The following is a 24,032-nucleotide window of genomic DNA, read 5'->3' on the forward strand; positions in this document are numbered from 1 at the left end:
GGAGTTACTGCGTGATTCTGTAGACGGCCACCGCGCCCGGTTCGGTGTCGAAATCGAACCGGCGCGCGTCTGCCACCACTTCGCCGTCGGTGGCGATGGCTACCGGTGAATCGGCCACCCGCACCGACATCGACGACACGAGTTCGCGAACGTAGACCCGCGAGCTGCCCAATGTTCCTGTGGCAGCTGCAAACAGAAGACGTGAGCGCGAGAACTTCTTGTCTGCGCGCAGGTAGCGGACGTCGAGTAGTCCACGGTTCATCTCCGGACGCGACATCGGCACCTGATCAGCGGGGGAGTATCGCCCGTTTCCGACGAACAGCATCCAGATGGTGGTCCGTTTCCCGTCGATGGTGACAGTCATCGGCTCCGCCGCCGCGAGAACACGGATCATTGCGGCGCCCGCGGCCGGCCACTTTCCGAAGCGCGGTTCCCACTTCTCCCGCAGCCGCACGGCGTCCGGGTATCCACCCAGGCTGGCGGTGTTGAGAAAGCGTGCAGTCACGCCGGAATCCGTGCGCACCACAGCGTGGTCGACAAATGCGGCCTGCCCGGACTCGACTGCCTGCGCGGTCTCCTCGACGTTCACCGCGCCGACGTCACGGGCGAAGTGGTTCAACGTTCCGCCGGGAAAAACCGCAAGGGGTAGGTCGTGCTTTGTTGCCGCGGTCGCGACCGTGACCACTGTTCCGTCGCCCCCGCATACGCCCAACGCTTTCGGCGAGAGTTCGGGGATCTTGGCGTCGATCTGCATGTCGAAGTCGATGTCGGCGTCGAATTCGTAGATGATCGCTGCCGGTAGTGATTCTCGAATCGATTCGACGATCCCGTCGTCCTCGGAGCCGGAACCCGGATTGGTGAAGACCAGCAAGCCTTCTCCCCGAGGGAGTGCGGGAACTACGCACTCCGGTCCGAGTTCTGCGGGATCTTCGTCGCGCACCGCCCACCAACGTCGTGTGCCGGCAGCGATTGCGCCGCCAACCGCGAGGCCGGCGAACACGTCGGACGGCCAGTGCACTCCGTTGTGAACGCGTGAGTACGCGACCGCTGCGGCCAATGGTGCGATGGCCGCGCCTGCCGCCGGGGATTCCATGGCCACTGCCGCGGTGAATGCCGCCGCTGACGACGAATGACCGGAGGGGAACGAGGACGACGTCGGAATGTCGACTCCTCGCTTCGGGCTCAGCCAGACACGCGCCGGTGGGCGCCGCCGGGGAAACAGGGGCTTGAGTATGCCGTTGGCCAGCGCGCTCGAACCGGCAAGGGCGAGCATCCCACGTGCCGCAGCCCTCCTGGGCCGGCCACCGATCAGCGCGAGCAAGGCGGCGACGACCATCCACAAAACGCCGTGATCGGCCGCTCTGGAGAGAAACCGCATGGTCGGGTCGAGCACGGAAGGGCGCAGTGCTCCAGTGCTTTCCATGACTTTGATGTCGCTTCGGACAACTTTTCGGCGAATAAGGCTCACACCGTCACACTATGCCGCCGCCCGACGTTGTCGAGTCGTGACTTACGACGCGATCGAAGTACAGGGGTGAACCTCGCATTCTGGTTGTACTGTCGAAGTGTGCAGAGACGAATCATGGGTATCGAGACGGAATTCGGCGTTACCTGCACCTTTCACGGGCACAGGCGACTGAGCCCCGACGAGGTTGCTCGTTACCTCTTCCGTCGTGTCGTGTCGTGGGGTCGCAGCTCCAACGTCTTCCTCCGCAACGGAGCCCGCTTGTACCTGGATGTGGGTTCGCATCCGGAGTATGCGACGGCCGAGTGCGACAGTCTCATCCAGTTGGTCAATCACGACCGAGCTGGTGAGCGTGTGCTCGAAGAACTGCTGATCGACGCCGAGGCGAGACTCGCCGAGGAGGGGATCGGTGGCGACATCTACCTCTTCAAGAACAACACCGACTCGGCCGGAAACTCGTACGGATGCCACGAGAACTTCCTCGTCGCGCGCGCCGGGGAGTTCTCCCGGATTTCGGATGTCTTGTTGCCGTTCCTCGTCACGCGCCAGTTGATTTGCGGCGCCGGCAAGGTGCTGCAGACACCGAAGGCTGCGACGTTCTGCCTCTCGCAGCGTGCGGAACACATCTGGGAAGGCGTCTCGTCGGCGACCACTCGCTCGCGTCCGATCATCAACACTCGCGACGAACCGCACGCGGACGCCGAGAAGTACCGCCGTCTCCACGTGATCGTCGGCGACTCCAACATGGCCGAAACGACGACGATGCTCAAGGTCGGTTCTGCAGCACTCGTGCTCGAAATGATCGAAGCCGGAGTTTCGTTCCGCGATTTCGCCCTGGACAACCCGATTCGTGCCATCCGCGAGGTCAGCCACGACGTGACCGGCAAGAAGCCTGTCCGGCTGGCCGGTGGACGTCAGGCCAGTGCTCTCGATATTCAGCGTGAGTACCACTCCAAGGCAGTCGAACATCTGCGTAACCGCGAACCGGACCCGCAGGTCGAGCAGGTTGTCGATCTCTGGGGTCGTACCCTCGACGCCGTCGAAGCTCAGGATTTCGCGAAGGTCGACACGGAGATCGACTGGGTCATCAAGCGCAAGCTGTTCCAGCGCTACCAGGACCGTCACGGCTTCGATCTGTCCGATCCCAAGATCGCGCAGCTCGACTTGGCCTACCACGACATCAAACGTGGCCGCGGCGTCTTCGACGTGCTGCAACGCAAAGGCTTGGTCAAGCGGGTCACCGAGGACGAGACGATCGACGAAGCTGTCGAGAATCCGCCGCAGACCACTCGCGCCAAGCTGCGGGGGGACTTCATCACTGCAGCCCAGGCCGCCGGCCGGGACTTCACGGTCGACTGGGTTCACCTCAAGCTCAACGATCAGGCGCAAAGAACTGTGCTCTGCAAGGACCCGTTCCGTTCTGTCGACGAGCGTGTCGAGCGTTTGATCGCTTCGATGTAGGTCACTCATTTTCGAGATGTACAAGACGGCAGGTCTGTTTTGCGGCGACGCGCCGGGCACGAAAGTGTCCGGCGCGCGTTCGGTTATCGGATAGCCACTAGGATTTCGGCGTGGCGACATCAAAAATCGAGCGGTTGATGAACCTGGTGATCGCATTGCTGTCCACCAGACAGTTCCTCACGGCGGAGAAAATCCGCGACAGTGTGGCCGGGTACAACGATTCCGCGAACTACGAAGCGTTCAGTCGCATGTTCGAGCGCGACAAGAACGAACTTCGTGACCTGGGTGTCCCTTTGGAAACCGGTCTGGCAGGACGGTTCTCGACGGTCGAGGGGTACCGGATCAATCGCAATGCCTACGAGCTTCCGGACGTGGACCTCACCAGCGAGGAATCTGCTGCCGTCGCCGTCGCAGTACAGTTGTGGGAGTCTCCGGAACTTATTTCGGCAGCCCAGAGTGCGCTACTCAAACTCCGAGCAGCCGGCGTGCAGGTCGACGCGGAGGTCAGTGCCGCACCGGTAACTGCGATTCCGGCACGCACCCGTGGCTCGGAGCCCGCCCTCGGAAAGCTGCTTGCAGCGGTCGACGCCGGCCGAGCAGTTCATTTTCAGCACCGCGGCGCATTGAACGAACCGTTCACCGAACGCACTGTGGAACCGTGGGGCGTCGTCACGCACAACGGCAAGTGGTACCTGGTCGGGCACGACGTCGACCGTGATGCGGTGAGAACCTTCCGGCTCTCCCGGATCGGTGACGACGTCAGGGAGTTCGGGCCCGCCGGATCGGTCCACAAACCCGAGGGTGTCGATCTTCGTGAGGTCGTCGACCGGGTGACCGGGTCGGGCGTGGTGACCGGGACCGCTACGGTGTGGGTCGCAGACGGTCGCGCACACGAGCTTCGCCGGCTTGCGACGGCGTCGTCCGATCGGCGGTTGACCGATCGCGACGGCAGCGTGCTGTCCATCCCCGTCCGATCCTGGGAGTGGACCGCTCGGTTGATCGCCGGACACGGGGTGGATGCACTGGTGTTGGACCCACCGGATTTGCGTGCGGAAGTCGTCGCGAAGCTACGCGCCGCGGCGAGCCCGATCACCGGCAATGACGGACAGGGGGAGAACTGATGAGCAATCGACTGTCATCTCGGTTGGCGCGGCTGCTCAACCTCGTGCCGTACTTCATCGCGAATCCGGGTATCAGTCCCGCCGAGGCTGCCGAGGAACTCGGTGTCAGCACCACTCAACTGATGACCGACCTCAATCAGCTGTGGGTCTGTGGACTGCCCGGCTACGGTCCGGGCGATCTCATCGACCTGTCTTTCTCCGAGGAAAGCATCGAGGTCACGTTCTCGGCCGGAATCGATCGCCCGTTGCGCCTGACCTCCACGGAAGCGACTGCATTGCTGATCGCGCTTCGATCATTGGTGGAAATGCCGGGCATGGTCGATCCGTCTTCGGCCCAGCGCGCTATCGCGAAGATCGAGGACGCAGCAGGCTCGGCCGCGGCGCGAGCCGTCGGCCAGGATCGCAGTACTTCGCCGGCTCCGGATATTGCCGAAGACCCGATCGCCGCGACGGTCAGAGCCGCGCTCGCTGACAAGACCGCCCTTCGATTGACGTATTACTCGGCCTCGCGCGACGCGGTCTCGGAGCGCATCGTCGATCCCGTTCGTATCGTGTTGGTCGACAACTACAGCTACCTCCAGGCCTGGTGTCGCCAAGCCGAGGGTGTGCGGTTGTTCAGATTCGATCGGATCGACGCAGCAGTCCAACTCGACGAACCTGCCGATCCTCCGCCACAAGCCCTCGAGGAGGATTCGAATCTCGAGTTGTTCAGCGGCGACGGTTCCCTTCCGGAAGCACGGTTGTTCATCACCAAAGAATGGGTGTGGATGCTCGACTACTACCCAATGGACGTCGTGCACGTGAACGACGACGGGTCGGTCGAGGCGACGATGAGTTTCGGAACTCTCGAATGGATGGCAAGGCTGGTCCTCGGGTTCGGTGAGGGTGTTCGGGTCCTGCATCCGCCGGAATTGGTCTCCGAAGTACACGATCGGGCCGTTGCGGCACTCGACGCGTACGACGTAATCGGTTCGTAAAACTTCGGGAAACTTCACCCTCAGTGAGTTCGCAGGAAACAAACAGGTAAAAGGTAGCTGAAGTAAGTGCTTTGACACCTCCGAGCGCCGGTTGTGTCCGGTAGCATCGAGGAATCTGATCATGGGAGGTCGTTATGGGTGCAATGCAGCCGATGCATTGGCTGATTGTCGCTGTTGTCGTCGTAATTCTGTTCGGGTCGAAGAAGCTTCCCGATGCAGCACGCGGTTTGGGTCGTTCCCTCCGCATCTTCAAGAGCGAAGTCAAGGAAATGCAGAACGACGATGCGGCGCCCGCAAGCGCGCCGGTCGCGCAGCCTGCTCCGGCACAGTTGCCGACGGCCAACACCGCGGTGGTCGCAAACGGTGCAGCGGCACCTGTTGTGCAGCCGACCGAAGTCAAGCCGCTCTAGTACACACTGCGTTCTAGCCGGGGTGAAATATTCGTTCACCCCGGTTGTCTGCTGACCAAGACCAGGATGCACAGTGCGTATTCCGTTAGACCCGCGTAACCGCAAGCGGAAGGTCAATCCAGACGGCACCATGTCGTTGGTCGACCACCTGTACGAATTGCGGACTCGTTTGTTGTTCGCATTCCTCGGCGTGATCATCACCACGGCGTTCGGCTTCTTCTGGTACTCACACTCGATACTCGGTCTCGAGAGCCTGGGCGATCTGCTTCGCGGACCGTATTGCGAGCTTCCGTCCGAGAGTCGCGCCAACCTCAGCACCGACGACGCGTGCCGATTGCTGGCGACCGGGCCGTTCGAGCAGTTCATGCTGCGATTCAAAGTGGCGCTCACCGCCGGTATCGTCCTTGCCTGCCCGGTGTGGCTGTACCAACTGTGGGCATTCATCACCCCGGGCCTCTACGCAAAGGAACGTCGATACGCGGTCGGATTCGTCACCGCCGGTGCTGCCCTGTTCATTCTCGGCGCGATCCTGGCGTACCTCGTCGTGGCAAAGGCTTTGCACTTCCTCCTGACCATCGGCGACAACGTCCAGATCACCGCGCTCAGTGGTTCGGAGTACTTCGGCTTCATCATCAATCTGCTGCTGATCTTCGGTGTCAGCTTCGAGATTCCGTTGCTCGTGGTCGTACTGAACTTTGCCGGCATTCTGACGTACGAGCGTTTGAAGGCCTGGCGTCGAGGATTGATCTTCGGGCTGTTCGTTTTTGCCGCAGTTGCCACCCCGGGTTCGGATCCGTTCTCGATGCTGGCGCTCGCATTGGCCCTGACGCTTCTCTTCGAGGTCGCGGTCCAGATCGCTCGCCTCAACGACAAACGTAAGGCCAAGCGATCCGGTGAAGACTGGGGCGCAATCTCCGACGAGGAAGCTTCCTCCATCTCGGCTCCGTCCGATCTGAACGAGGCTTTCGACAATCCGACCAAACCCAAGGCCGAATCGAGTGGATTGTTCGGACGTAAGTCCAAGCCCAAGGCTCCGGCCGCGAAGAAATCCGACACCGCCGGCGACAACGCACCAGGCCAGGATTTCACTGACACTCTCTGAGCGCCGTGCCACCACGTCGGCGGCGTGTGAAACCCTGACGAGGTGGTTATGAACAAGAGTGAACTGAGCACGTTTGCGTCCAGCCTGAAGTTCGAACTCGATCCATTCCAGGTGAAGGCATGCGTTGCGCTCGAAGCGGGCCACGGTGTCCTTGTCTGTGCACCAACCGGCGCAGGCAAGACCGTGGTCGGCGAGTTCGCTGTCCATCTGGCTCTCGCGGCCGGCCGGAAGTGTTTCTACACGACGCCGATCAAGGCATTGAGCAATCAGAAGTACGCAGAGCTCGTCGAGCGCTACGGCGCGAGCGAGGTCGGCCTGCTGACGGGTGATTCGAGCATCAACTCCGACGCACCGGTGGTCGTCATGACCACCGAAGTCCTGCGGAACATGCTCTACGCCAACTCCGAGGCACTGCGCGGGCTTTCGCACGTCGTCATGGACGAGGTGCACTACCTGGCCGACCGGTTCCGTGGGGCGGTGTGGGAGGAAGTGATCCTGCACCTGTCCGAGGATGTTCGCCTGGTGAGCTTGTCGGCGACCGTGAGCAACGCCGAAGAGTTCGGCGCCTGGATGGAAACCGTCCGCGGCGACACCACCGTGGTCGTGGACGAGACGCGGCCGATCCCGCTGTGGCAGCACATCATGGTCGGTCGACGGATCTTCGATCTCTTCGACAGTCGTAGTCATCCCGCCGCTGGGCCGAAGACCGTACTCGTCGACCAGGATCTGGTTCGCCACGTCAAGCAGCGTCAGGCGCTCGAACGCGTCGAGAGCTGGCAGCCGCGTGGCCGCGGACGGCGTGGCAGCTACCAGAGTTCCAACGATTTCCGGCCCTTGCCGCGACCTGAGGTCATCGCTCAACTCGACCAGTCCGGACTGCTCCCGGCGATCACTTTCATCTTCAGCCGCGCCGGTTGTGATGCGGCACTTGCACAGTGCCTGCGGTCCAGACTCGATCTCACTTCGCCGGAGCAGGTTCGCGAGATCGACACCATCATCGAGAAGCACACCGGGGAACTACCCGAAGAAGATCTCGAAGTCCTCGGATATCGGGACTGGTGCAAGGCACTGCGACGCGGACTGGCCTCCCACCACGCGGGCATGCTGCCGGCATTCCGCCAGACAGTCGAGGAACTGTTCGTCAAGGGTCTCGTGCGAGCGGTCTTCGCGACCGAGACGTTGGCCCTCGGTATCAACATGCCGGCACGCACCGTGGTGCTCGAAAGACTGGTCAAGTACAACGGCGAGACGCATGCCGAACTGACGCCGGGGGAGTACACGCAGCTGACCGGTCGGGCCGGCCGACGCGGTATCGACGTCGAAGGACACGCTGTGGTCCTGTGGCAGCCCGGGGTCGAGCCGACGGATGTCGCCGGTTTGGCGTCGACACGGACGTTCCCGCTCCGCAGTTCGTTCCGCCCCTCGTACAACATGTCGATCAACCTGGTCGAGCGCATGGGAGCGGCCGATTCACGCAAGCTGCTCGAGCGTTCCTTCGCGCAGTTCCAAGCGGACCGCTCGGTGGTCGGCCTGGTGCGTGGCATCGAGCGGAACGAAGAAGCACTGAAGGGTTTGCAGGAGAAGCTCGGTGGTGCAGACGGCGAGTACTTCGAATACGCGTCGTTGCGTGAGCGGCTCAGTGCGCGCGAGCGGGCGCTCGAACGTAAGGGCCGCGAGGATCGCCGCGAAGATGCGGTGGAGTCCCTCCGTGTACTCACCCGCGGTGACGTGATCGCGATTCCCATCGGTCGTCATTCCGGAGTGGCCGTGGTCCTCGTCCCGGACAGCGATCCGAAAGACCCCCGTCCGCTGGTTCTGACTGCCGATCAGTGGGCCGGCCGACTCTCCTCGAGCGATTTCCCGGAAGCAGCCGAGGCTCTGGGAAAGATGCGCCTACCCAAGCATGTAGATCACCACACCGCCCGGATTCGGCGCGATCTGGCCTCGGCGTTGCGTAGCACCGGAATCAGCGCCCCTCGGCGGAAGAAGCGCCACAAGGCGGGCGCGTCCGAAGACGCCGAGGTCGCTACTTTGCGACGCGCTATTCGCTCGCATCCGTGCCACAGCTGGCCCGATCGCGAACATCTGAGCCGGATCGGTGAGCGCTACAACCGATTGGCCCGCGAAACGCAGGCGATGAGGGAAAAGGCCGCGGCCACCACCAACTCGTTGGCGCGCACGTTCGACCGAATCATCGCGCTACTCAAAGAGCGTGAGTACATGACTGCCGAAGCAGCGCCCGAAGTCACCGAATCCGGACGACGACTCAGTCGCATCTATTCGGAAAGCGACCTTCTGGTCGCCGAGTGCCTGCGGACCGGTGCGTGGACAGGTCTCAGCCCGGCCGAACTGGCAGCAGTCGTGTCCTCGGTGGTCTACGAATCGCGTCGAGACGGCGACACGGTCGATCGGGTGCCGACTGCGGCACTTCGTCACGCGCTCAACGACACTCAACGACTGTGGAGCGAACTGCGGTCGGACGAAATTCGCCACAAACTGCCGCCGACGCGCGAACCCGATCTCGGATTCGTCACTGCCGTTTACCACTGGGCTAGTGAAAATTCGCTGGTCGACGCTCTGATCGCAGCCGGAGTGCAAGGCCGCGCGCTGTCTGCGGGTGATTTTGTCCGGTGGTGTCGTCAGGTGATCGACCTCCTCGATCAGGTCCGACTGACATCGACGGACGCCGACGTGGCGAAGACCGCGGCGCGGGCGGTAGCTGCCATTCGTCGCGGGGTAGTTGCTGTCGACGCAGCATGACCACAACTATGTGGTTTGATTCGCAGACTGGTATTTCGAGTGGGAGGCGAACATGAGCGGGCCTTACGGACCGAACGATCCGAATCGGCAATGGGGTCCTGGTGATCAGCAGCAGCCGAACGAGCAGCAGTGGGGGCAGAATCCTCAGCAGCCGGGCGGACAGCAGCAGCCGGGCGGTCAGCAGCAGCCTGGTCAGCAGCCCGGCCAGCAACAGCCGTGGGGTCAGCCGCAACAGCAGCCCGGTCAGCAACAGCCTTGGGGCCAGCCTGCCTACGGTCAGCCTGGGCAGCCGGGTGGTCAGCCTGCGTACGGCCAGCCCCAGCAACCAGGCCAGGGGCAGCCTGGTCAGCAACAGCCGTGGGGCCAGCCTCAGCAACAACCTCCGGCTCAGCCGTGGGGTCAGCCCGGGCAACAGCAGGCACCGGATGCAACCCAGGCGTGGGGTCAGCCTCCTGCTGCCGCGCCTCAGCAGGCGTTGGGCGCCACAGCACCCGGCCAAGCTCCGGGACAACAGAACCAGTGGAACCAGGCCCAGGCGTTCCCGAGTCCCGGTGCGCCCGGAAACCAGGCGGGTAAGTCGAAGAAGCCCCTGATCTTCGGTGCGATCGGTGTTCTCGTTGTTCTGGCGGCCGTCGTGGTTGCCCTGGTGCTCGGTGTTTTCGGCAAGAACACACTCGATCAGAGCGCAGCTCAGGCCGGCGTCGAAAAGATCGTCACCGAGTCCTACGGGGCAAAGAACGTGAGCAACGTTCAGTGCCCCGCGGACCAGGAAGTCAAGTCAGGCAACAAGTTCACCTGCACGCTCTCGATCGCGGGCGTGAAGTCGAACGTGACCGTGACGTTTGTCGACGACAACGGCACGTACGAGGTCAGCCGCCCGAGCTGACGCTCTACTGGTCGGAACGGCCTGCCGCCGCAGCCTTCAGCGCGGCGGCAAGCCGGCCGGCCGAGCGTTCGATGTTCAGTGAAGCGGCCACTTCCTCGAAGCGTGTGGGATCGACGGGGGTCGCCGGGAGTCGGTCATCCTTCGAGAACTGAACGTCCGCGTCGCGAACTACTCGTACCACCGGCAACGCAGCGTCGAGGTATGCCATTGCCTCTGGTGAGGTGAGTTTCGCGCGAATTCCCTTCGCCATGTCGGATTCGGGGTCAGCCGCGGCCGCACGAAGTCCGGCCAGCGAGCCGTAGCGCAGCATCAGCGTCGACGCAGTCTTCTCACCGACACCCTTGATGCCGGGTAGACCGTCGGAGGCGTCTCCGCGCAGTACCGCGAGTTCGGCGTAAGCCTCGCCCGCACGGTCTCCGGGTACCCCGTACTTCTCGGCGACCTCGACCGGTCCGAACAATTCCGCCTTGGACAAACCGCGGCCGACGTAGAGAACACGAACGGGCACGTACTCGTCGGTGACGACCTGCAGAAGGTCGCGGTCACCGCTGACGACGACGGTGAGATCCTCGCGCTCGGTAGCGGCAAGCGTTCCCAACACGTCGTCGGCTTCGAGGCCGACAGCACCCGCCGTCGCGATACCCGCTGCTGCGAGCACGTCCATGATCATGTCGACCTGAGGTGTCAACGTGTCCGGGACTTCCTCGGACGAACCGTCAGAGCCTTCCTGGACGCGATGCGCTTTGTACGTCGGAACGGCGTCGACGCGGAACTGTGGTCGCCAATCCAGGTCCAGGCACACCGCGAGACGACTCGGCTGGTGTTTGGTGATCAGGGAAGCAACCATGTCGGTGAATCCGCGCACGGCGTTGACAGGTCTGCCGTCGGGGTCGACGAATGACTCGGGCAGTGCGTAGAACGCACGAAACCACAGGCTGGCACCGTCGAGGAGAAGCAATGGCCCACTCATGGTCACCATCCTGCCAGTCGGCACTAACCTGTAAGCCATGACGTCTCCAGCCGAACAGGATTCCCGATTCTCCAGCGCCGTGTACGGCGCACGTATCGCTCGTGCCGCCGAGTTGGCTCGATCAGCAGGTCTCGACGGTCTGGTGGTGACTCCCGGTCCGGATCTGCGGTACCTGACGGGTTCTCGGGCTGACTCGTTCGAGCGCTTGACCGCGTTGGTCATCGCCGCGGACACGGCGAAGGCGTCCGTTGTGCTTCCTCGCTTGGAGTTGGCGTCGCTGAAGGAATCGGCGGTGAGTGATCTCGGGTTGACCGTCCTCGACTGGGTCGACGGTGTCGATCCGTATGCGATTGTGGCGGCGCAACTTCCGGCCGGCGCCAAGGTTGCGGTGACGGATGCGATGCCCGCGCTGCATCTGATCCCGCTCGCAGACACGTTGGGTGCGTTGCCTATTCTCGCCACCGGAGTGTTGCGTGAATTGCGGATGGTCAAGGACGACGCCGAGATCGAGGCGTTGCGACGGGCTGGCGCGGCGATCGATCGTGTTCACGCTCGCATGGCCGAGTTCTTGATCGTCGGCCGCACGGAAGCCGAAGTGGGTGAGGCGATCTCAGCCGCGATTCTCGAAGAGGGGCACACCGAGGCCGCGTTTGTGATCGTCGGATCGGGCCCGCACGGTGCCGATCCGCACCACGAGGTTTCGGACCGGGTGATCGAGAGCGGTGACGTCGTGGTGATCGACATCGGTGGACCGGTCGAGCCTGGATACAACTCGGACTCCACCCGCACGTACAGCATGGGGCAGCCGTCCGCCGAAGTAGCAGCACAGTTCGCAGTACTCGAAGCGGCGCAGCAGGCTGCTGTCGACTCGGTGCGGCCAGGAGTATCCGCAGAATCCGTGGACGTTGCCGCCCGCGAAGTGCTTGCCGCACAAGGGCTTGCAGAGGTCTTCGTTCACCGCACCGGTCACGGTATCGGACTGTCCGTACACGAGGAGCCGTACATCGTCGAGGGCAACACCATCGAACTCGTCGAAGGTATGGCGTTCAGCATCGAACCGGGAATCTACTTCCGCGGCAATTGGGGCGCCCGTATCGAGGACATCGTCGTCGTGACCGCCGACGGTTGCGAATCGTTCAACAACCGTCCGCACGGCCTGACGGTCCTCGACTGATCAGTTTTCCTTGAACGCCGCGGATCCGAGTATGCGTGTGACGTCGATTTCGATGACCACACGCGCGGGGTTGACCCGTGGCTGGCGGTACCGCTCGGCGTAACGCCGAACGGCGTCGGCCACGGAGTCCGCGTCGGTGAGCACGCGTGCAGGCCCCTCTAGCGTGAGCCAGCGTCCACCGTCGACCGAACTGACGGCGGCGTATCCACCCCGGGCGGCGTTGATCGCCTTCTGTGAGCCACCGCTGGTGATCACGCGCGCCTTTCCGGCTTCCTGATCCCAGGTGAATCCGACGGCTACGACGTGCGGGGTGCCGTTCGGACGCAACGTCGTGAGTGTCGCGAGGTGGTATTCGCCGACGAACTTCAGCCCGTCTTCGGTGAGAGTCTGCTGTGACGATGGCGTGGTGGAGGGGGTGAGCGTCATGCCACGACGGTAATCCAGGACACTGGAGCGGTGACTGCGGGTGCGAACGTGAATGACATCGAGACAGTGCTGCTCCTCGGTGGACGAAGTGAGATCGGGCTCGAGATCGCGGTGCGGCTCGCTCCGGGCCGCAACATCGTTCTGGCTGCCAGGCGCAGCGGAGAGCTGTCGGAGCAGGAGCAAAGGCTCAAGAACGCCGGCGCTGTCGACGTCTCCACCGTCGAGTTCGACGCCGACGCCGTGGAGACTCACGGAGACCTCCTCGGCGCCGTGGTCGCCGAGCACGGCCGGATCTCGGTTACCGTGCTGGCTTTCGGAATTCTCGGCGATCAGGCGCGTGCCGAAACCGACGCGGCGCATGCGGTAGCAGTGGTGCACACCGACTACGTGGCTCAGATCAGCATCCTTACTCACCTCGCGGAGATCATGCGCCGACAGGGAACCGGAAAGATCGTGGTGTTCTCGTCTGTTGCCGGCGTTCGCGTTCGCCGCGCCAACTACGTCTACGGCAGCGCAAAGGCCGGCTTGGACGGGTTTGCCAGCGGCCTCGGCGACGCACTGCACGGTTCGGGCGTTCAATTGATGCTGGTTCGTCCGGGATTTGTCATCGGCAAGATGACCGAGGGAATGTCGCCCGCCCCGATGTCGAGCACCCCGTCGCAGGTCGCCGACGCCGTCGTACGGGGACTGAATTCCGGGGCGACGCGTGTGTGGGTACCGCGAATTCTGCAGCCGGTGTTCTTCGTCATGCGGCTTCTGCCTCAGACGATCTGGCGCCGGATGCCGCGATGACCACACACCCGGTGGTGATCGTCGGTATCGGTGCCGACGGCTGGGAAGGGCTGTCCGAGAGCGCAAAGGGCGCGGTTCTGGGCGCGGAGGTCCTGATGGGATCACCGCGCCAGTTGGACTTGGTCCCGACTACACATCTCGGGGCACGGCGAGCGCACACCAGACTGACCTGGCCGTCTCCGATGATTCCGGCCTTGCCGTCGATGTTCGCCGAGAGCGCCGATCGCAGAGTGTGTGTACTCGCGAGCGGTGACCCGATGTTCCACGGTCTCGGGGTGACTTTGGTGCGGCTGCTCGGCGCGGACAACGTGCGAGTGATCTCCCACCCGTCGTCGGTGGCATTGGCGAGCGCGCGAATGGGATGGGCATCGGCCGAGATCGACGTCGTGAGCCTGGTCAACCGAGACTCGGCGACCGTGTTGGCCGCCGTGACCGACGGCGCCCGCCTGCTGGTTCTGAGCAACGGGCGCTCGACTCCGGGCGAGGTGGCACGCCTGTTGTCCGGCGCGGGCTTCGGTCGATCGAACATGACCGTGCTGGCCCAGCTCGGTGGAGCCGACGAATCGCGGACCGTCACCGTCGCAGACGAGTGGGATCACGCGGACGAGGACGTGGACGCGTTGAACGTTCTCGCCGTCGAGTGCATCTCGGCGGATCTTCCGATACGGCTGACTCGAATCCCGGGGCTACCGGATGCTGCTTATGTCGGAGACGGTCAGATGACCAAACAGGAGATCCGTGCGTTGACGTTGTGCGCGCTCGCTCCGGCGCCGGGAGAACACCTCTGGGACGTGGGCGGCGGTTCGGGAACCATTGCGGTCGAGTGGATGAGGACCCACCCGCGTTGTAGCGCAACAGCATTCGAGAAGGTAGCGAGCCGCGTTTCACAGATCGGCACCAATGCGCGCAATCTCGGCGTTCCAGCGTTGAACGTCAAAGGGGCCGCGCCCGAGGCGTTTGCGGATGAGATCCGCCGACCAGATGCGGTGTTCGTCGGCGGCGGCGTCACGCAACCAGGAATGCTCGATGCATGCTGGGAACAGTTGAGCGTGGGTGGCCGACTGGTCGCCAACGCCGTGACCGCCGAGTCCGAGTCGTTGCTGCTCGGCTGGATGAGTCGCCATGGTGGGACACTGCGACGCTTTCAGGTGCAGCGCGCCGAGCCTTTGGGCACGTTCAACGTTTGGCGACCGCAACTTCCGGTGGTCCAATGGTCCGTCACAAAAAGTCAGCCGTCTGCAGGCGCAGACACAGATACGCCGGAGGAATCCACACAATGACCGTTCATTTCATCGGTGCGGGCCCCGGTGCGGCAGATCTCATCACTGTCCGCGCGCAGCGCATCATCGCGGCGAGCCCGGTGTGCCTGTACGCAGGCAGCCTTGTTCCAGCGGAGTTGCTCGAGTGGTGCCCGGTAGGCGCTCAGGTCGTGGACACTGCTCGCCTGAGCCTGGACGAGATCACCGCGATCCTTGTCGAAGCGCATTCGGCCGGACTGGACGTCGCGCGCCTGCATTCCGGTGATCCGTCGATCTTCAGTGCGGTGGCCGAGCAGGCTCGTCGTCTGGACGCCGCAGGGGTCGAATTCGACATGATTCCCGGTGTTCCTGCATTTACCGCGGCAGCAGCCGCGCTGGGACGTGAGTTGACCGTCCCAGGCGTCTCGCAGACCATTGTCCTCACCCGAGTCTCCACCTTGTCGACGGCAATGCCGGAGGGCGAGGATCTGCGGTCCCTCGGCCGCAGCGGCGCAACGATGGTGGTCCACCTCGGCGCTCATCGCATCGAACAGATCGCATCCGAGTTGGCCGACAATTACGGCGAAGACTGCCCGGTTGCGGTGGTCGCCTTCGCCTCGCGGCCCGAGGAGATCGTTGTTCGAGGCACTTTGAAGACGATCGTCGAACTCGTTCATGCGGCCGGCATCACGAAGACAGCCGTCGTGATCGTCGGCCGAGTGTTGACGGCGGAAGGATTCCCGGACAGCTACCTCTACTCGGCAGCGCGTGAGAGAAGCACACACTGACCCCGACGAGTCGTCGCGTACTCCTACTCGGAGGTACGAGCGAGGGCCGCGCGATCGCATCTCGGTTGGCCGGTTCAGCCGACCTCGACGTTGTCACCTCACTGGCCGGCCGCGTTCGCGATCCTCGCTGGCCGGAGGGAGAAGTGCGCATCGGCGGGTTCGGGGGAGCCGAAGGCCTGTCGGAGTGGTTGTCGGCCAATGATATTCGTGCAGTGCTCGACGCCACGCATCCCTTTGCTGCTCGCATCACTCAAAATGCATTCGAAGCGTGCCTCGCGAATTCCGTGCCACACGCCATGTACCGACGCCCACCGTGGCGCGAGCATCCCGGCGACACGTGGTTTCCGGTACGCGATCTCGATCACGCCGCAGAATTAGTGCCGACGCTCGGCTCACGCGCTTTTCTGACGATCGGGAGGCAAGGAGTCTCGGTGTTCGACCGCGTGAAGAACGTCTCGTTTCTCGTGCGCTCGATCGATCCGCCTTCGGGTACGTTGCCGCCTCGCTCGCGATTGTTGCTCGCACGTGGCCCATTCGACGTCGATGCAGAAGTCGATCTGATGATAACTCACGGCATCGACGTCGTGATCACCAAGAACAGTGGCGGCGAGCAGACGTACGCAAAGATCGCCGCAGCCAGGCAACTGTCGATCCCGGTCATCGTCGTCGAGCGACCGCCGATCCCGGCGGCCGCCCTGGCATTCGACACAGAAGCAGCGGCGGTGAACTGGCTCACGGCTTTCGGCGGGGGATCGGGGCCATGAGGCGAACTTCGCGTTCGCTTCAGGTTCGTCTAAGGTTCCGTGCCCATACTGGAGGGATGTTGGGATCTTTCGACGCCGCACTGCGGGGCCGCGCATGAGAGTGTCGGTTCCCGGAATGAGCCGTCGAAAACCATCGGGAATTCATGTGCGGACGCTCCATGCCCGCGTGAAATTGCTGACCGCAGGCCTGGTGGCGATCGCGGTGATCGTGTCGGCGTCGGCGGTGTACATCGTGTTCAACGCGTATCTGCAGGGCAACGTCGACCGGCAACTCGAGCGCACGAGTGATGCGATCACCGACACCGTCAATTTCGGCGGTGTCACACCGGTTCTGGGATTGACGGCCGGCGCGGATACAGCGGTCATCCAGGCGGTGGGGCTTCTGACTGCTGACGGCGCTTTGGTGACGGCAACTCCGGGTCTGCCGCCGTTCAGCACGAGCGCGGACGCCATCAGGTCGATCGCCGACGGCAATTCGTCGCAGACAATCGCAACCGTCGACGCGTATCGAATTCTTGTCGAGCCCTCGGTTGCCGGGCAGACTTTGGTTGTCGCCCAATCCTTGGGGCCGACACGTTCGGTACTCAAGCGGCTTGCGGTGGTGTTGGCGGCTCTGGGTGCGGCTGGGATCGCGCTGGCCTACGCTGCCGGAGATGCGGTGGCTCGCACAGGATTACGGCCGGTTGCGCGGCTCACTGCGGCGACGCGGCGGGTTGCCGAAACGGATGATCTTGCGCCGATCCCGGTGACCGGTGACGACGAGTTGGCGTCGTTGACAGTCAGTTTCAATCGGATGCTCGGGACGTTGTCGGAATCGCGGGCACGCCAGAGAAGCCTGATCACCGAAGCGGGCCAGGACCTTCTGGCTCCGTTGACTGCACTGCGCACCAATATCGAGTTGTTGATGTCCTTCGATACCAAGTCCGGCGCGATTTCCGAAGCAGATGCAACGCAGTTGCGTGAGGAAATCACCGACCAGATGATGGAGTTAACGCTGCTCGTTGGAGAGTTGGTGGACCGTGCGCGGGTTGACGAAAGTACGTTGGGGAGAGGAGATTCCCTCTAAATCGGACGTCTGACCAGCACTTTTGTTGCATTCGGAATTGATGCAGCAGAAGGAGCACTGGTAATGTGGGGCAATTGCGAAGTTTCTGGGTATAGCTGGAGTGTGGCGCGAACCGTGGGGTTTGCTGGGTGGGGGCCTTTGGAGGGACGAGAGGGTTTCAGTGGTCAAGCAAGCACGCGCCGAGCTGACTCGGCAGCAAATCGTTGCCGGCGCGGCCGCGCAGTTCGAGAAGACTGGTTACGGCAGCACCAGCATGGCCGACATAGTCTCGGGGGCCGGTACTACCAAGGGCGCGTTGTATTTCCATTTCGCGTCGAAGGACGAGCTCGCGCAATTCATCATTGCCGAACAGCATCGACTCTCGATCGAATCGGTGCAGGCGATTTCCGCGACGGGCAAGGACCCGTTGGAACAGATGATCATGCTCACGCACGAAATGGCACGCCAGATTGTCGACGAGCCGATCGTTCGCGCGGGCATTCGCCTCACGCTGGAACTGAGCACGTACGAGGGGCCGGTGGAACCGTACGCCGAATGGATCTCGGCAATCACCGATCTCACCGCCAGAGCTCAGGCGGAAGGTGAAATCCGAAAATCGGTCAGCGCAGAATCGTTCGGCAGGTTCATGCCCTCGGCATTCACCGGAGTACAGCTGGTTTCGAACGTTCTCACCCGACGCTCGGACCTTCCGGATCGTGTCGACGAGATGTGGCAGATCCTGCTTCCGGGAATCGTCAGCGACGACCTTTCCGGCGACATCGAGCGGCTCGTCAAGTCGCGGTGGACTCCGGCGGCGGCGTAGCCTGCGGGACATGACCGTCACGCGGATTGTTTCGGATCTGTCGAGTAGTTCTCTCGAGGCCGCGCAGCGCTTCTACACCGAAGTGCTGGGCCTCGAAGTTGTGATGGATCACGGGTGGATCGTGACGTTGGCTTCGCCGACGGATCCATCCGTGCAGATCAGTGTCATGACGCACGATGCTCACGCGCCCGTAGTGCCGGACGTCTCCGTCGAGGTGGACGATCTCGATGCGGCGTACGAGGTTGCGGTGCAGCGCGGCGACACCATCGTCTATCCCGTCACCGAGGAGCCGTGGGGTGTGCGCAGGTTCTTCGCTGCCGACCCCGATGGCCACGTGATCAACATCCTCAGCCACCGGCACGACCAATGACGGCTTCGGGCCCGGGCGGGCTGACGTACCTCGAGGTGGGCGCAACGTCAGGCGTACTCCCCGCCGGCTATCACCACGTTCACGAGAACGCGACGGTCGGATCCGGACGTGAGGATTTCGAGGTTGCCGCTCGTACAGTCGCGAATTGGGGAATGCACCGCGGAGCTGGTTTGACCGTCCGGGCGGCAGCCCCGACCGCGGCGGCGGGTCAGGATGCGACTTTCGGACTCGGTCCGGTGTCGATCCCAGTTCGAATCGTCTACGTCGTCGACGAACCCAATCGCAAGGGATTCGCGTACGGAACCCGCGCCGGCCACCCCGAATGCGGCGAAGAACTGTTTGTCGTCCAGTTCGACGAGGCCAGCCAAGCGGTTCGTATCGAGATCGTTGCGTTCTCCAAGCCCGGAACGTGGTGGGTGCGTCTCGGCGCTCCGATCGGACGTCGAGTACAGGCGTTTGTCACGCGCCGCTACATCCGTGCCGTCCGCGAGAGCGTCGACCGATCGCGGGTCTGACCCGTTGTCGGTGTCAATTCAATCCAGCGTACGAATGTAACCCCGACACGACGTAGTTGATTGCAAACATGTTGAAAAGCATCGTTGCGAGCGCAGCAACATTTATCCATGCCGCACGCATGTTCTTGAACCCGGCCGTAGCACGCGCATGGAGGTACGCGGCATAGAGAACCCAGGAGATGAACGAGACCGTCTCCTTGGGGTCCCAGCCCCAGAAACGTCCCCACGCGGCTTCCGCCCAGATTGCCCCGCAGATTACCCCGATGCTGAACAGCGGGAACCCGACGATCGTTGTTCGGTAGGCCACGCGGTCAAGCAATTCGGATGACGGCAGCCTGTCCGCAATCCAACGCAACGCGGGATTCTTCGACTGCGGACCTACCTCGGCAATCATGAAAAGTGCGCTGACCGCACTTGCGAACGTAAGGATGCCGGAGGCGGCGACGATGATCGTGACGTGTACGCCGATCCAGTACGAACGAAGAGCGGGTACGACCGGCGCTGCCTCGGCATACATGCTTGCGGCGGCGACGAACAGAAGCACCACCGTGGGTGACAGAACGAAGATTGTCAACGATCGAATCGGGTACCGCCGCAGAATGACCAGCCAGCACGCCACCAATGCCGAGCTGAGGAAAAGCGCGTACTCGTAGAGGTTTCCGAGAGGCCATCGGTGCGTCGAGATGCCGCGAAGTGCAAGCGCGGCAATGTTGAGGACCAGGGCGACGACAGTGAGAGACACGGCAGCGCGACCCGCACGATGGGTGCGAGTTCGATTCGGCGGCATAGCAATCCGGCCCGGCACTGCCGGATTTGATGCACTTCCCGCACGTGCAAGTCCCGGTCGCACTGTGGCCGAGAGGGGTGCGCTGGAGAAGTCGACAATGGAAAGAACCAGGGCAAGAACGTAAATCGCGAAAGACGACGCGAAGGCGTAGTCGCTGTACTGCGCAAGAACTGGATCGACCGACATTTAACTCCCCATAACGACCGGTTGGTTGTCATTCGAAATCTACTACACATGATCGTAGAAGTGGATGAGCCGGCTGTCGGATCGGTCGGCCGGAAAATGATTGGACGGTCTTCGGTTCGGGTTGATAGCTTGTGCGAGACCGTGACAGCACGCCAGGAGGTGAGACCCATGAACGCAGTAACCATGTGGGTGCTCCCACTCGTGTTCACGGATCGGCGATTGACGTAGGTGTCGCCGGGAGCGCCTCGAGTAGGCAATCCCGAAAGGTAACACCATGCAATCCAATTCTCAGACCATCGAATTCACTTCCGAGACAACGTCGAACGGTGTCATCGAACGCCATTTCGTTGTAGACGACATCACCGGCGTGCTCTGGTCACTCGCGTCCGGATCTGTCGAATCACCCCTTCTGCTGTCCGGGCACTCCGGCGGCATGCACAAGAAGGCACCAGGACTGGTTGCCAGCGCACTCCACAGTGTGAGCTCCCACGGGTTCGCAGTCGCCGCGATCGACGCGCCCGGACATGGCGATCGGCCGCGGAACACACAGGACGAACAGTGGGTCGAGGCGATCCACCAGGCTAGGGCGGCCCACGAGCCGATCGCCCCGATCGTCGTCGAGTACAACCGATCGCTGGCGGAGCGTGCAGTGCCGGAATGGCAGGCGACCATCGACGCTCTGCAAACGCTGCCCGACGTCGACGCCGACGCTCCGATCGGCTTTGGCGGCGTGTCGCTAGGGGTCGTGACCGGGCTGATGTTGGCCCCGGTCGAATCCAGGATCGCTGCCGTGAGCTTCGGGGGAGTTTTTGTGGACGAATCCCTCATCGAAGCGGCACGAAAGCTCACGGTCCCGGTCGAGTACCGGATCCCTTGGGACGACAAGGATTACGACCGCACGTCAGGGGTAGCGTTGTTCGATGCCTTCGGCTCGACGGAGAAGACGCTGCACGCCTACTCGGGCAGGCACTATCCGGTGCCCGACTACGAGCGCGACAGTTCGGCTCGGTTCTTCGCCCGCCACCTCGGCGGGAGCGGTGGCACTCCTGTGAGCTGACGTGAACACGTATCGGCGTCCGGCCTGTGTCGGACGCCGATACGATCTCGACCAGGTTTCGTTTCTCAGCAAGACCCGAAGTAGTGGCGTCAACGTATCCTGCATCAATTTGACCAAAGCTTTTCAGATGATCATTTTTGTGGCGCTCGCGATGGTGGCGATTTCGATCCTTCGCTCGCTAGTAGCCGTCCAGCTTGGCAATTTTTGCTGAGGCGCTCGATGGCGACATATGTCCTTACGGTCCGCCGGGCGGAATGAACTTGTTCGTGATCCAGTTCGATGCTTCGATCTCGTCGAGGGTTGTCCGGAGACTTCGGTGGCTAATGTACATGCTGTGCCGAGTGTCCGGTCAATACCGAACACCGAACAAGACTGGGAACTCTTCTCGCGTCCGAACTGAGGCGACGACATGTCTTTCAACCGCGCATGTCCAGCCATGCGTCGACTACCCGTCCGATACCTGACCCGGGGGCGGTATTTGAGTGGGCCGATATCGCACGGCGACTGCACCCGACTGGAACTCGTGGCGATCGACGAGTTCGAGTTGGATGCGCTTGCGCAGACCGGCGAGCAACGTCGGTCCGTGTCCGGCGAGGACCGGTTGCACAAGGAACTCGTACTCGTCGATCAGTCCCAGGTCTGCCAATGCCAGGGGGAGTGTTACGCCGCCAACCCACAGGCCTTCGCCGGGCTGCTCCTTGAGTCGCTGAACTGCTGGCCCCAAGTCGTCCAGCACCAGTTCGGCATTCCAATCGACCCCGCTCAGCGTGTTCGACACGACGTACTTCTTCGCCCGGTCCATTGCCTCGGCGAACGGGATCTCCCACTCGTCCATCCAGTCAGGCCACGCGCCCGTTGCAGGCTTCCGCCACGCCGACTCCATCATCTCGTAGGTCACCCGGCCGAACAGCAAGGCATCGGCTCGTTCCATCTGAGCGGTCCAGTAGCGCATCGACTCCTCGTCGGGTGGGAGCCCCGCCTCGTGATGGCAGCAGCCGTCGAGTGTGACGTTGATCGAGTATCGAAGTGGTCTCATCTCGTTGTTCTCCCTGATAGGCGCAGAGTGACAGCACCGGACCGTACTCAGACTATTGCCGGGCCGTCGGTGTAGATCAGGTTCGGGACCTGGAGTCACGCGGGGGTCGACCGAACAGTAACCAGACGAGCGCACCGAGTACAGGCACCGCGATCACCAGTGCCGACCACCAGAATTTGCCGCCCGAGCGTTCGAAGTCAGTGCGCACGATCGCCACGAGCGCGCTAATCGTGATGAAGATCCAGGCAAGAACGAAGGCGGTGAAGGTGATGTCCATCCAAAGCGGAATGGTGGAGTTGGGGGTCGATTCGTTCATGCTTCCAGACCCCTTTCAACTTCTGCGACTTGATTGGAATAACACGCTCCAACTCTTAGGCTTACTGCGAGATCGACGATCCCTCGGTACCCCGTCGATCACGCGGACGCGAGACGTTCGGAGATCAACGCGTTGAGGGAAACCCCTTCCTCGGCGGCGGCGCGTGCCAGCTTGCGGTGCAAAGTCGGGGTGATCCGGACCTGGAACTTGCCCGAATATCCGCGCTCGCTCAGCGGTTCGGGGATCTGCTCACCTGTCTCCGCCATGTCCTCGAGCGTCTCGGCCACCGCTGTACGGATGCCGTCGAGGGCGGCTGCTTGGGTATCCGCGAGCCACGACAGGCCAGGGAACTCCGTGCAGGTTCCCAGAAACTCTCCGTCGGGTTCGTACCACTCGACTCGGTATGTGTAGTGCTCCACTGCGGGGATCACGGCGATTCTCCTTCCATGCGTTCGATTGCTGCCAGAACTTGCCCTACCTGGTACTGCTTGGCCTTACCGCCCGAACCCTTTTGAATGTTGATGCGTGGTCCCGGCCACGGCGTCTGGAACTTGGCGTGAGACCCGGCGTTCTGCCTGGCCTGGCCGAAGAAATCGATGCAGAGTGCGAACAGTTCGTCGTAGGTGACGTTCTGCGGCGCGGTCCGCATTTGCGCGAGCAGCTTGTCTCTCTTCCCCATCCACTATTGATACTGCATCTAGTATCACCGTGGGTCAGCGGAGTGCGCAAGGTGTACGTGCCCACACCGTGCAATTCTCTCTCCCGAGGCGGAGTCTGGAGCTGTTCACGCTTCCAGGTCCCTTTCGACGACCGTGCCCTGGTGGAACACCACGCTCCATCGATTCTCCGTGAACCGCCAGATGGATGATCGCTCGGTAACCCGATGCGCCTGCGCCAGCCGATACGTCACCAGATACAGGTCCGGAGCGATTCGGTTCAGCGCAGGTCGGTCAACCCTCCATCCGAGTTCGGCCGCGTCATTCACTTCGCCGCGGAGTCGCCGGGTCTCGACTACCGACTGCACGTAGTCGCGGGTGTATCGCGCACCGGAGGCTCCGATTTCCCGGAACTCCGGGTCGACCACCGCATCGAACTCGTCTCGCGACATGGCTACTCGCGTCCGGTGAAACAGAGGTTCGAACTCCATCAGCTCGTCGAGAATCAGGCGCAACTCGTCCGGGGCAGTCACGACTGCTCCGAGAACTGCGCCCTCATCTCGATACCTATCTCCGCGTGGCGCAGGAGGAAGGCCTTCTCGTCATACCCCTTGCGCCGCAACCAGAGAGTGACCTCGCTGTTGCATTTGCTCGCATTGCACGAGCGGCAGGCCGGTGCGATGTTGTCGAGTGTGTAGCGCCCACCGCGGGAGATCGCCAGCACGCAGTCACGTTGCGGCGACTCGTCCGGCTCGCCGCAGTACGCGCAGCCACCCCAGGCCGCTTTGAGCGCGGACCACTGCTCGACGGACAGGTCGTGCTCCACCAGATCCATCCGGCGTTTGCGTTTACGCGCGTATCTGGCTTTCCGGGTCCGGTTGACGGGCATGAGGCCATGCTATCGCTG

27 protein-coding genes are annotated in these 24,032 nt (G+C 62.7%); 17 read left to right on the top strand and 10 right to left on the bottom strand.

All coding sequences use genetic code 11. The features are described 5' to 3' along the window. Positions 1-4: 4 nt before the first annotated feature. Positions 5-1,423, bottom strand: coding sequence for a phosphatase PAP2 family protein (locus tag ACFWAD_RS12240; protein WP_378544063.1), 1,419 nt, complete (start codon positions 1,421-1,423; stop codon positions 5-7). Between the two features lie 144 nt (positions 1,424-1,567). On the opposite strand from ACFWAD_RS12240, the gene pafA reads away from it, so the two are divergent. The 7 genes from pafA (at position 1,568) to ACFWAD_RS12275 (ending at position 10,182) form a co-directional block, all read left to right on the top strand. Then, positions 1,568-2,926 (top strand): Pup--protein ligase, encoded by a 1,359-nt coding sequence (pafA, locus tag ACFWAD_RS12245; protein WP_230815667.1) that lies wholly within the window; start codon positions 1,568-1,570, stop codon positions 2,924-2,926. A 110-nt stretch (positions 2,927-3,036) separates the two neighbouring features. Further along, positions 3,037-4,047, top strand: coding sequence for a helix-turn-helix transcriptional regulator (locus tag ACFWAD_RS12250; RefSeq protein ID WP_378544066.1), 1,011 nt, complete (start codon positions 3,037-3,039; stop codon positions 4,045-4,047). Beyond that, positions 4,047-5,024 (top strand): YafY family protein, encoded by a 978-nt coding sequence (locus tag ACFWAD_RS12255; protein WP_230815665.1) that lies wholly within the window; start codon positions 4,047-4,049, stop codon positions 5,022-5,024. Before ACFWAD_RS12250 ends, ACFWAD_RS12255 begins: the two co-directional genes overlap by 1 nt. 134 nt (positions 5,025-5,158) lie before the next feature. Next, positions 5,159-5,434 carry a Sec-independent protein translocase subunit TatA gene (tatA, locus tag ACFWAD_RS12260; protein WP_378544069.1) on the top strand — a complete coding sequence of 92 codons (276 nt, stop codon included), beginning with the start codon at positions 5,159-5,161 and terminating at the stop codon, positions 5,432-5,434. 73 nt (positions 5,435-5,507) lie between these two features. After that, on the top strand, positions 5,508-6,536 hold the full coding sequence (gene tatC / locus ACFWAD_RS12265; protein ID WP_378532946.1) for a twin-arginine translocase subunit TatC: 1,029 nt from the start codon (positions 5,508-5,510) through the stop codon (positions 6,534-6,536). Positions 6,537-6,584: 48 nt separating this feature from the next. After that, a complete protein-coding gene (locus ACFWAD_RS12270) occupies positions 6,585-9,296 on the top strand; it encodes a DEAD/DEAH box helicase (RefSeq protein WP_378544072.1) in 2,712 nt (903 codons plus the stop codon). 52 nt (positions 9,297-9,348) lie between these two features. Next, a complete protein-coding gene (locus ACFWAD_RS12275) occupies positions 9,349-10,182 on the top strand; it encodes a DUF4333 domain-containing protein (RefSeq protein ID WP_378544075.1) in 834 nt (277 codons plus the stop codon). 4 nt (positions 10,183-10,186) lie between these two features. Here ACFWAD_RS12275 and ACFWAD_RS12280 read toward each other — a convergent pair whose 3' ends face one another. Then, positions 10,187-11,152, bottom strand: a complete 966-nt coding sequence (locus ACFWAD_RS12280; RefSeq protein ID WP_378544078.1) for a 5'-3' exonuclease H3TH domain-containing protein — start codon at positions 11,150-11,152, stop codon at positions 10,187-10,189. A 37-nt stretch (positions 11,153-11,189) separates the two neighbouring features. On the opposite strand from ACFWAD_RS12280, the gene ACFWAD_RS12285 reads away from it, so the two are divergent. After that, positions 11,190-12,326 (top strand): M24 family metallopeptidase, encoded by a 1,137-nt coding sequence (locus ACFWAD_RS12285; protein ID WP_378544081.1) that lies wholly within the window; start codon positions 11,190-11,192, stop codon positions 12,324-12,326. Here ACFWAD_RS12285 and ACFWAD_RS12290 read toward each other — a convergent pair whose 3' ends face one another. After that, positions 12,327-12,752 (bottom strand): PPOX class F420-dependent oxidoreductase, encoded by a 426-nt coding sequence (locus tag ACFWAD_RS12290; protein ID WP_283304740.1) that lies wholly within the window; start codon positions 12,750-12,752, stop codon positions 12,327-12,329. A gap of 30 nt (positions 12,753-12,782) precedes the next feature. Between ACFWAD_RS12290 and ACFWAD_RS12295 the strand changes: the two genes are divergently transcribed. From ACFWAD_RS12295 to ACFWAD_RS12330, 8 genes are all read left to right on the top strand, one after another. Next, positions 12,783-13,544, top strand: a complete 762-nt coding sequence (locus ACFWAD_RS12295) for an SDR family NAD(P)-dependent oxidoreductase (protein WP_378544084.1) — start codon at positions 12,783-12,785, stop codon at positions 13,542-13,544. Continuing rightward, a complete protein-coding gene (cbiE, locus tag ACFWAD_RS12300) occupies positions 13,541-14,824 on the top strand; it encodes a precorrin-6y C5,15-methyltransferase (decarboxylating) subunit CbiE (RefSeq protein ID WP_378544088.1) in 1,284 nt (427 codons plus the stop codon). The genes ACFWAD_RS12295 and cbiE overlap by 4 nt, the downstream gene beginning before the upstream one ends. Continuing rightward, complete coding sequence (cobM, locus tag ACFWAD_RS12305; RefSeq protein WP_378544091.1) at positions 14,821-15,570, top strand: precorrin-4 C(11)-methyltransferase; 750 nt, start codon at positions 14,821-14,823, stop codon at positions 15,568-15,570. The genes cbiE and cobM overlap by 4 nt, the downstream gene beginning before the upstream one ends. After that, a complete protein-coding gene (locus ACFWAD_RS12310; RefSeq protein WP_378544600.1) occupies positions 15,567-16,334 on the top strand; it encodes a cobalt-precorrin-6A reductase in 768 nt (255 codons plus the stop codon). The genes cobM and ACFWAD_RS12310 overlap by 4 nt, the downstream gene beginning before the upstream one ends. A 166-nt stretch (positions 16,335-16,500) precedes the next feature. After that, positions 16,501-17,400 (top strand): HAMP domain-containing protein, encoded by a 900-nt coding sequence (locus tag ACFWAD_RS12315; RefSeq protein ID WP_378446042.1) that lies wholly within the window; start codon positions 16,501-16,503, stop codon positions 17,398-17,400. A gap of 160 nt (positions 17,401-17,560) precedes the next feature. After that, on the top strand, positions 17,561-18,202 hold the full coding sequence (locus ACFWAD_RS12320) for a ScbR family autoregulator-binding transcription factor (RefSeq protein ID WP_003944965.1): 642 nt from the start codon (positions 17,561-17,563) through the stop codon (positions 18,200-18,202). Between the two features lie 10 nt (positions 18,203-18,212). Then, entirely contained in the window at positions 18,213-18,572 is a 360-nt protein-coding gene (locus tag ACFWAD_RS12325; protein ID WP_378544094.1) for a VOC family protein, read from the top strand. Then, on the top strand, positions 18,569-19,087 hold the full coding sequence (locus ACFWAD_RS12330) for a DUF1990 family protein (RefSeq protein ID WP_378544098.1): 519 nt from the start codon (positions 18,569-18,571) through the stop codon (positions 19,085-19,087). Before ACFWAD_RS12325 ends, ACFWAD_RS12330 begins: the two co-directional genes overlap by 4 nt. Positions 19,088-19,100: 13 nt before the next feature. Here the strand turns inward: ACFWAD_RS12330 and ccsB are convergent, their stop codons facing one another. Then, entirely contained in the window at positions 19,101-20,060 is a 960-nt protein-coding gene (gene ccsB, locus ACFWAD_RS12335) for a c-type cytochrome biogenesis protein CcsB (RefSeq protein WP_378544101.1), read from the bottom strand. A 274-nt stretch (positions 20,061-20,334) separates the two neighbouring features. On the opposite strand from ccsB, the gene ACFWAD_RS12340 reads away from it, so the two are divergent. After that, positions 20,335-21,117: an alpha/beta hydrolase gene (locus ACFWAD_RS12340; protein WP_378544104.1), complete on the top strand. Its 783-nt coding sequence runs from the start codon at positions 20,335-20,337 to the stop codon at positions 21,115-21,117. A gap of 445 nt (positions 21,118-21,562) precedes the next feature. On the opposite strand, the gene ACFWAD_RS12345 is transcribed toward ACFWAD_RS12340, so the two are convergent. The 6 genes from ACFWAD_RS12345 to ACFWAD_RS12370 all read right to left on the bottom strand — a co-directional run bounded on the left by ACFWAD_RS12345 (position 21,563) and on the right by ACFWAD_RS12370 (position 24,014). After that, the gene (locus tag ACFWAD_RS12345) at positions 21,563-22,153 is read right to left on the bottom strand and encodes a dihydrofolate reductase family protein (protein WP_378544107.1); all 591 of its coding nucleotides are present in this window, start codon (positions 22,151-22,153) and stop codon (positions 21,563-21,565) included. A gap of 76 nt (positions 22,154-22,229) precedes the next feature. Continuing rightward, complete coding sequence (locus tag ACFWAD_RS12350; protein ID WP_378446035.1) at positions 22,230-22,469, bottom strand: PLDc N-terminal domain-containing protein; 240 nt, start codon at positions 22,467-22,469, stop codon at positions 22,230-22,232. A gap of 98 nt (positions 22,470-22,567) precedes the next feature. After that, positions 22,568-22,900: a toxin-antitoxin system HicB family antitoxin gene (locus tag ACFWAD_RS12355; RefSeq protein WP_322742449.1), complete on the bottom strand. Its 333-nt coding sequence runs from the start codon at positions 22,898-22,900 to the stop codon at positions 22,568-22,570. Next, positions 22,897-23,148: a hypothetical protein gene (locus tag ACFWAD_RS12360; protein WP_378544110.1), complete on the bottom strand. Its 252-nt coding sequence runs from the start codon at positions 23,146-23,148 to the stop codon at positions 22,897-22,899. Before ACFWAD_RS12360 ends, ACFWAD_RS12355 begins: the two co-directional genes overlap by 4 nt. A 105-nt stretch (positions 23,149-23,253) precedes the next feature. Next, positions 23,254-23,658, bottom strand: coding sequence for a hypothetical protein (locus ACFWAD_RS12365; protein ID WP_378544113.1), 405 nt, complete (start codon positions 23,656-23,658; stop codon positions 23,254-23,256). Further along, positions 23,655-24,014 carry an HNH endonuclease gene (locus ACFWAD_RS12370; protein WP_078377497.1) on the bottom strand — a complete coding sequence of 120 codons (360 nt, stop codon included), beginning with the start codon at positions 24,012-24,014 and terminating at the stop codon, positions 23,655-23,657. Before ACFWAD_RS12370 ends, ACFWAD_RS12365 begins: the two co-directional genes overlap by 4 nt. Positions 24,015-24,032 lie beyond the last annotated feature (18 nt).

The organism is Rhodococcus sp. NPDC059969, assembly GCF_042738325.1.
In the GTDB taxonomy this organism is placed as follows: Bacteria; Actinomycetota; Actinomycetes; order Mycobacteriales; family Mycobacteriaceae; genus Rhodococcus_F.

What these genes read in the sequence shown, in the direction of transcription:
- ACFWAD_RS12240 (WP_378544063.1), bottom strand. Translation starts at nt 1,423, where the DNA reads ATGGAAAGCACTGGAGCACTGCGCCCTTCCGTGCTCGACCCGACCATG.
- ACFWAD_RS12360 (WP_378544110.1), bottom strand. Translation starts at nt 23,148, where the DNA reads ATGGGGAAGAGAGACAAGCTGCTCGCGCAAATGCGGACCGCGCCGCAG.
- ACFWAD_RS12275 (WP_378544075.1), top strand. Translation starts at nt 9,349, where the DNA reads ATGAGCGGGCCTTACGGACCGAACGATCCGAATCGGCAATGGGGTCCT.
- ACFWAD_RS12270 (WP_378544072.1), top strand. Translation starts at nt 6,585, where the DNA reads ATGAACAAGAGTGAACTGAGCACGTTTGCGTCCAGCCTGAAGTTCGAA.
- cobM (WP_378544091.1), top strand. Translation starts at nt 14,821, where the DNA reads ATGACCGTTCATTTCATCGGTGCGGGCCCCGGTGCGGCAGATCTCATC.
- ACFWAD_RS12340 (WP_378544104.1), top strand. Translation starts at nt 20,335, where the DNA reads ATGCAATCCAATTCTCAGACCATCGAATTCACTTCCGAGACAACGTCG.
- ACFWAD_RS12325 (WP_378544094.1), top strand. Translation starts at nt 18,213, where the DNA reads ATGACCGTCACGCGGATTGTTTCGGATCTGTCGAGTAGTTCTCTCGAG.
- ACFWAD_RS12280 (WP_378544078.1), bottom strand. Translation starts at nt 11,152, where the DNA reads ATGAGTGGGCCATTGCTTCTCCTCGACGGTGCCAGCCTGTGGTTTCGT.
- tatA (WP_378544069.1), top strand. Translation starts at nt 5,159, where the DNA reads ATGGGTGCAATGCAGCCGATGCATTGGCTGATTGTCGCTGTTGTCGTC.
- ACFWAD_RS12255 (WP_230815665.1), top strand. Translation starts at nt 4,047, where the DNA reads ATGAGCAATCGACTGTCATCTCGGTTGGCGCGGCTGCTCAACCTCGTG.
- ACFWAD_RS12290 (WP_283304740.1), bottom strand. Translation starts at nt 12,752, where the DNA reads ATGACGCTCACCCCCTCCACCACGCCATCGTCACAGCAGACTCTCACC.
- cbiE (WP_378544088.1), top strand. Translation starts at nt 13,541, where the DNA reads ATGACCACACACCCGGTGGTGATCGTCGGTATCGGTGCCGACGGCTGG.
- ccsB (WP_378544101.1), bottom strand. Translation starts at nt 20,060, where the DNA reads ATGTCGGTCGATCCAGTTCTTGCGCAGTACAGCGACTACGCCTTCGCG.
- ACFWAD_RS12350 (WP_378446035.1), bottom strand. Translation starts at nt 22,469, where the DNA reads ATGAACGAATCGACCCCCAACTCCACCATTCCGCTTTGGATGGACATC.
- ACFWAD_RS12285 (WP_378544081.1), top strand. Translation starts at nt 11,190, where the DNA reads ATGACGTCTCCAGCCGAACAGGATTCCCGATTCTCCAGCGCCGTGTAC.
- ACFWAD_RS12370 (WP_078377497.1), bottom strand. Translation starts at nt 24,014, where the DNA reads ATGCCCGTCAACCGGACCCGGAAAGCCAGATACGCGCGTAAACGCAAA.
- ACFWAD_RS12345 (WP_378544107.1), bottom strand. Translation starts at nt 22,153, where the DNA reads ATGAGACCACTTCGATACTCGATCAACGTCACACTCGACGGCTGCTGC.
- ACFWAD_RS12330 (WP_378544098.1), top strand. Translation starts at nt 18,569, where the DNA reads ATGACGGCTTCGGGCCCGGGCGGGCTGACGTACCTCGAGGTGGGCGCA.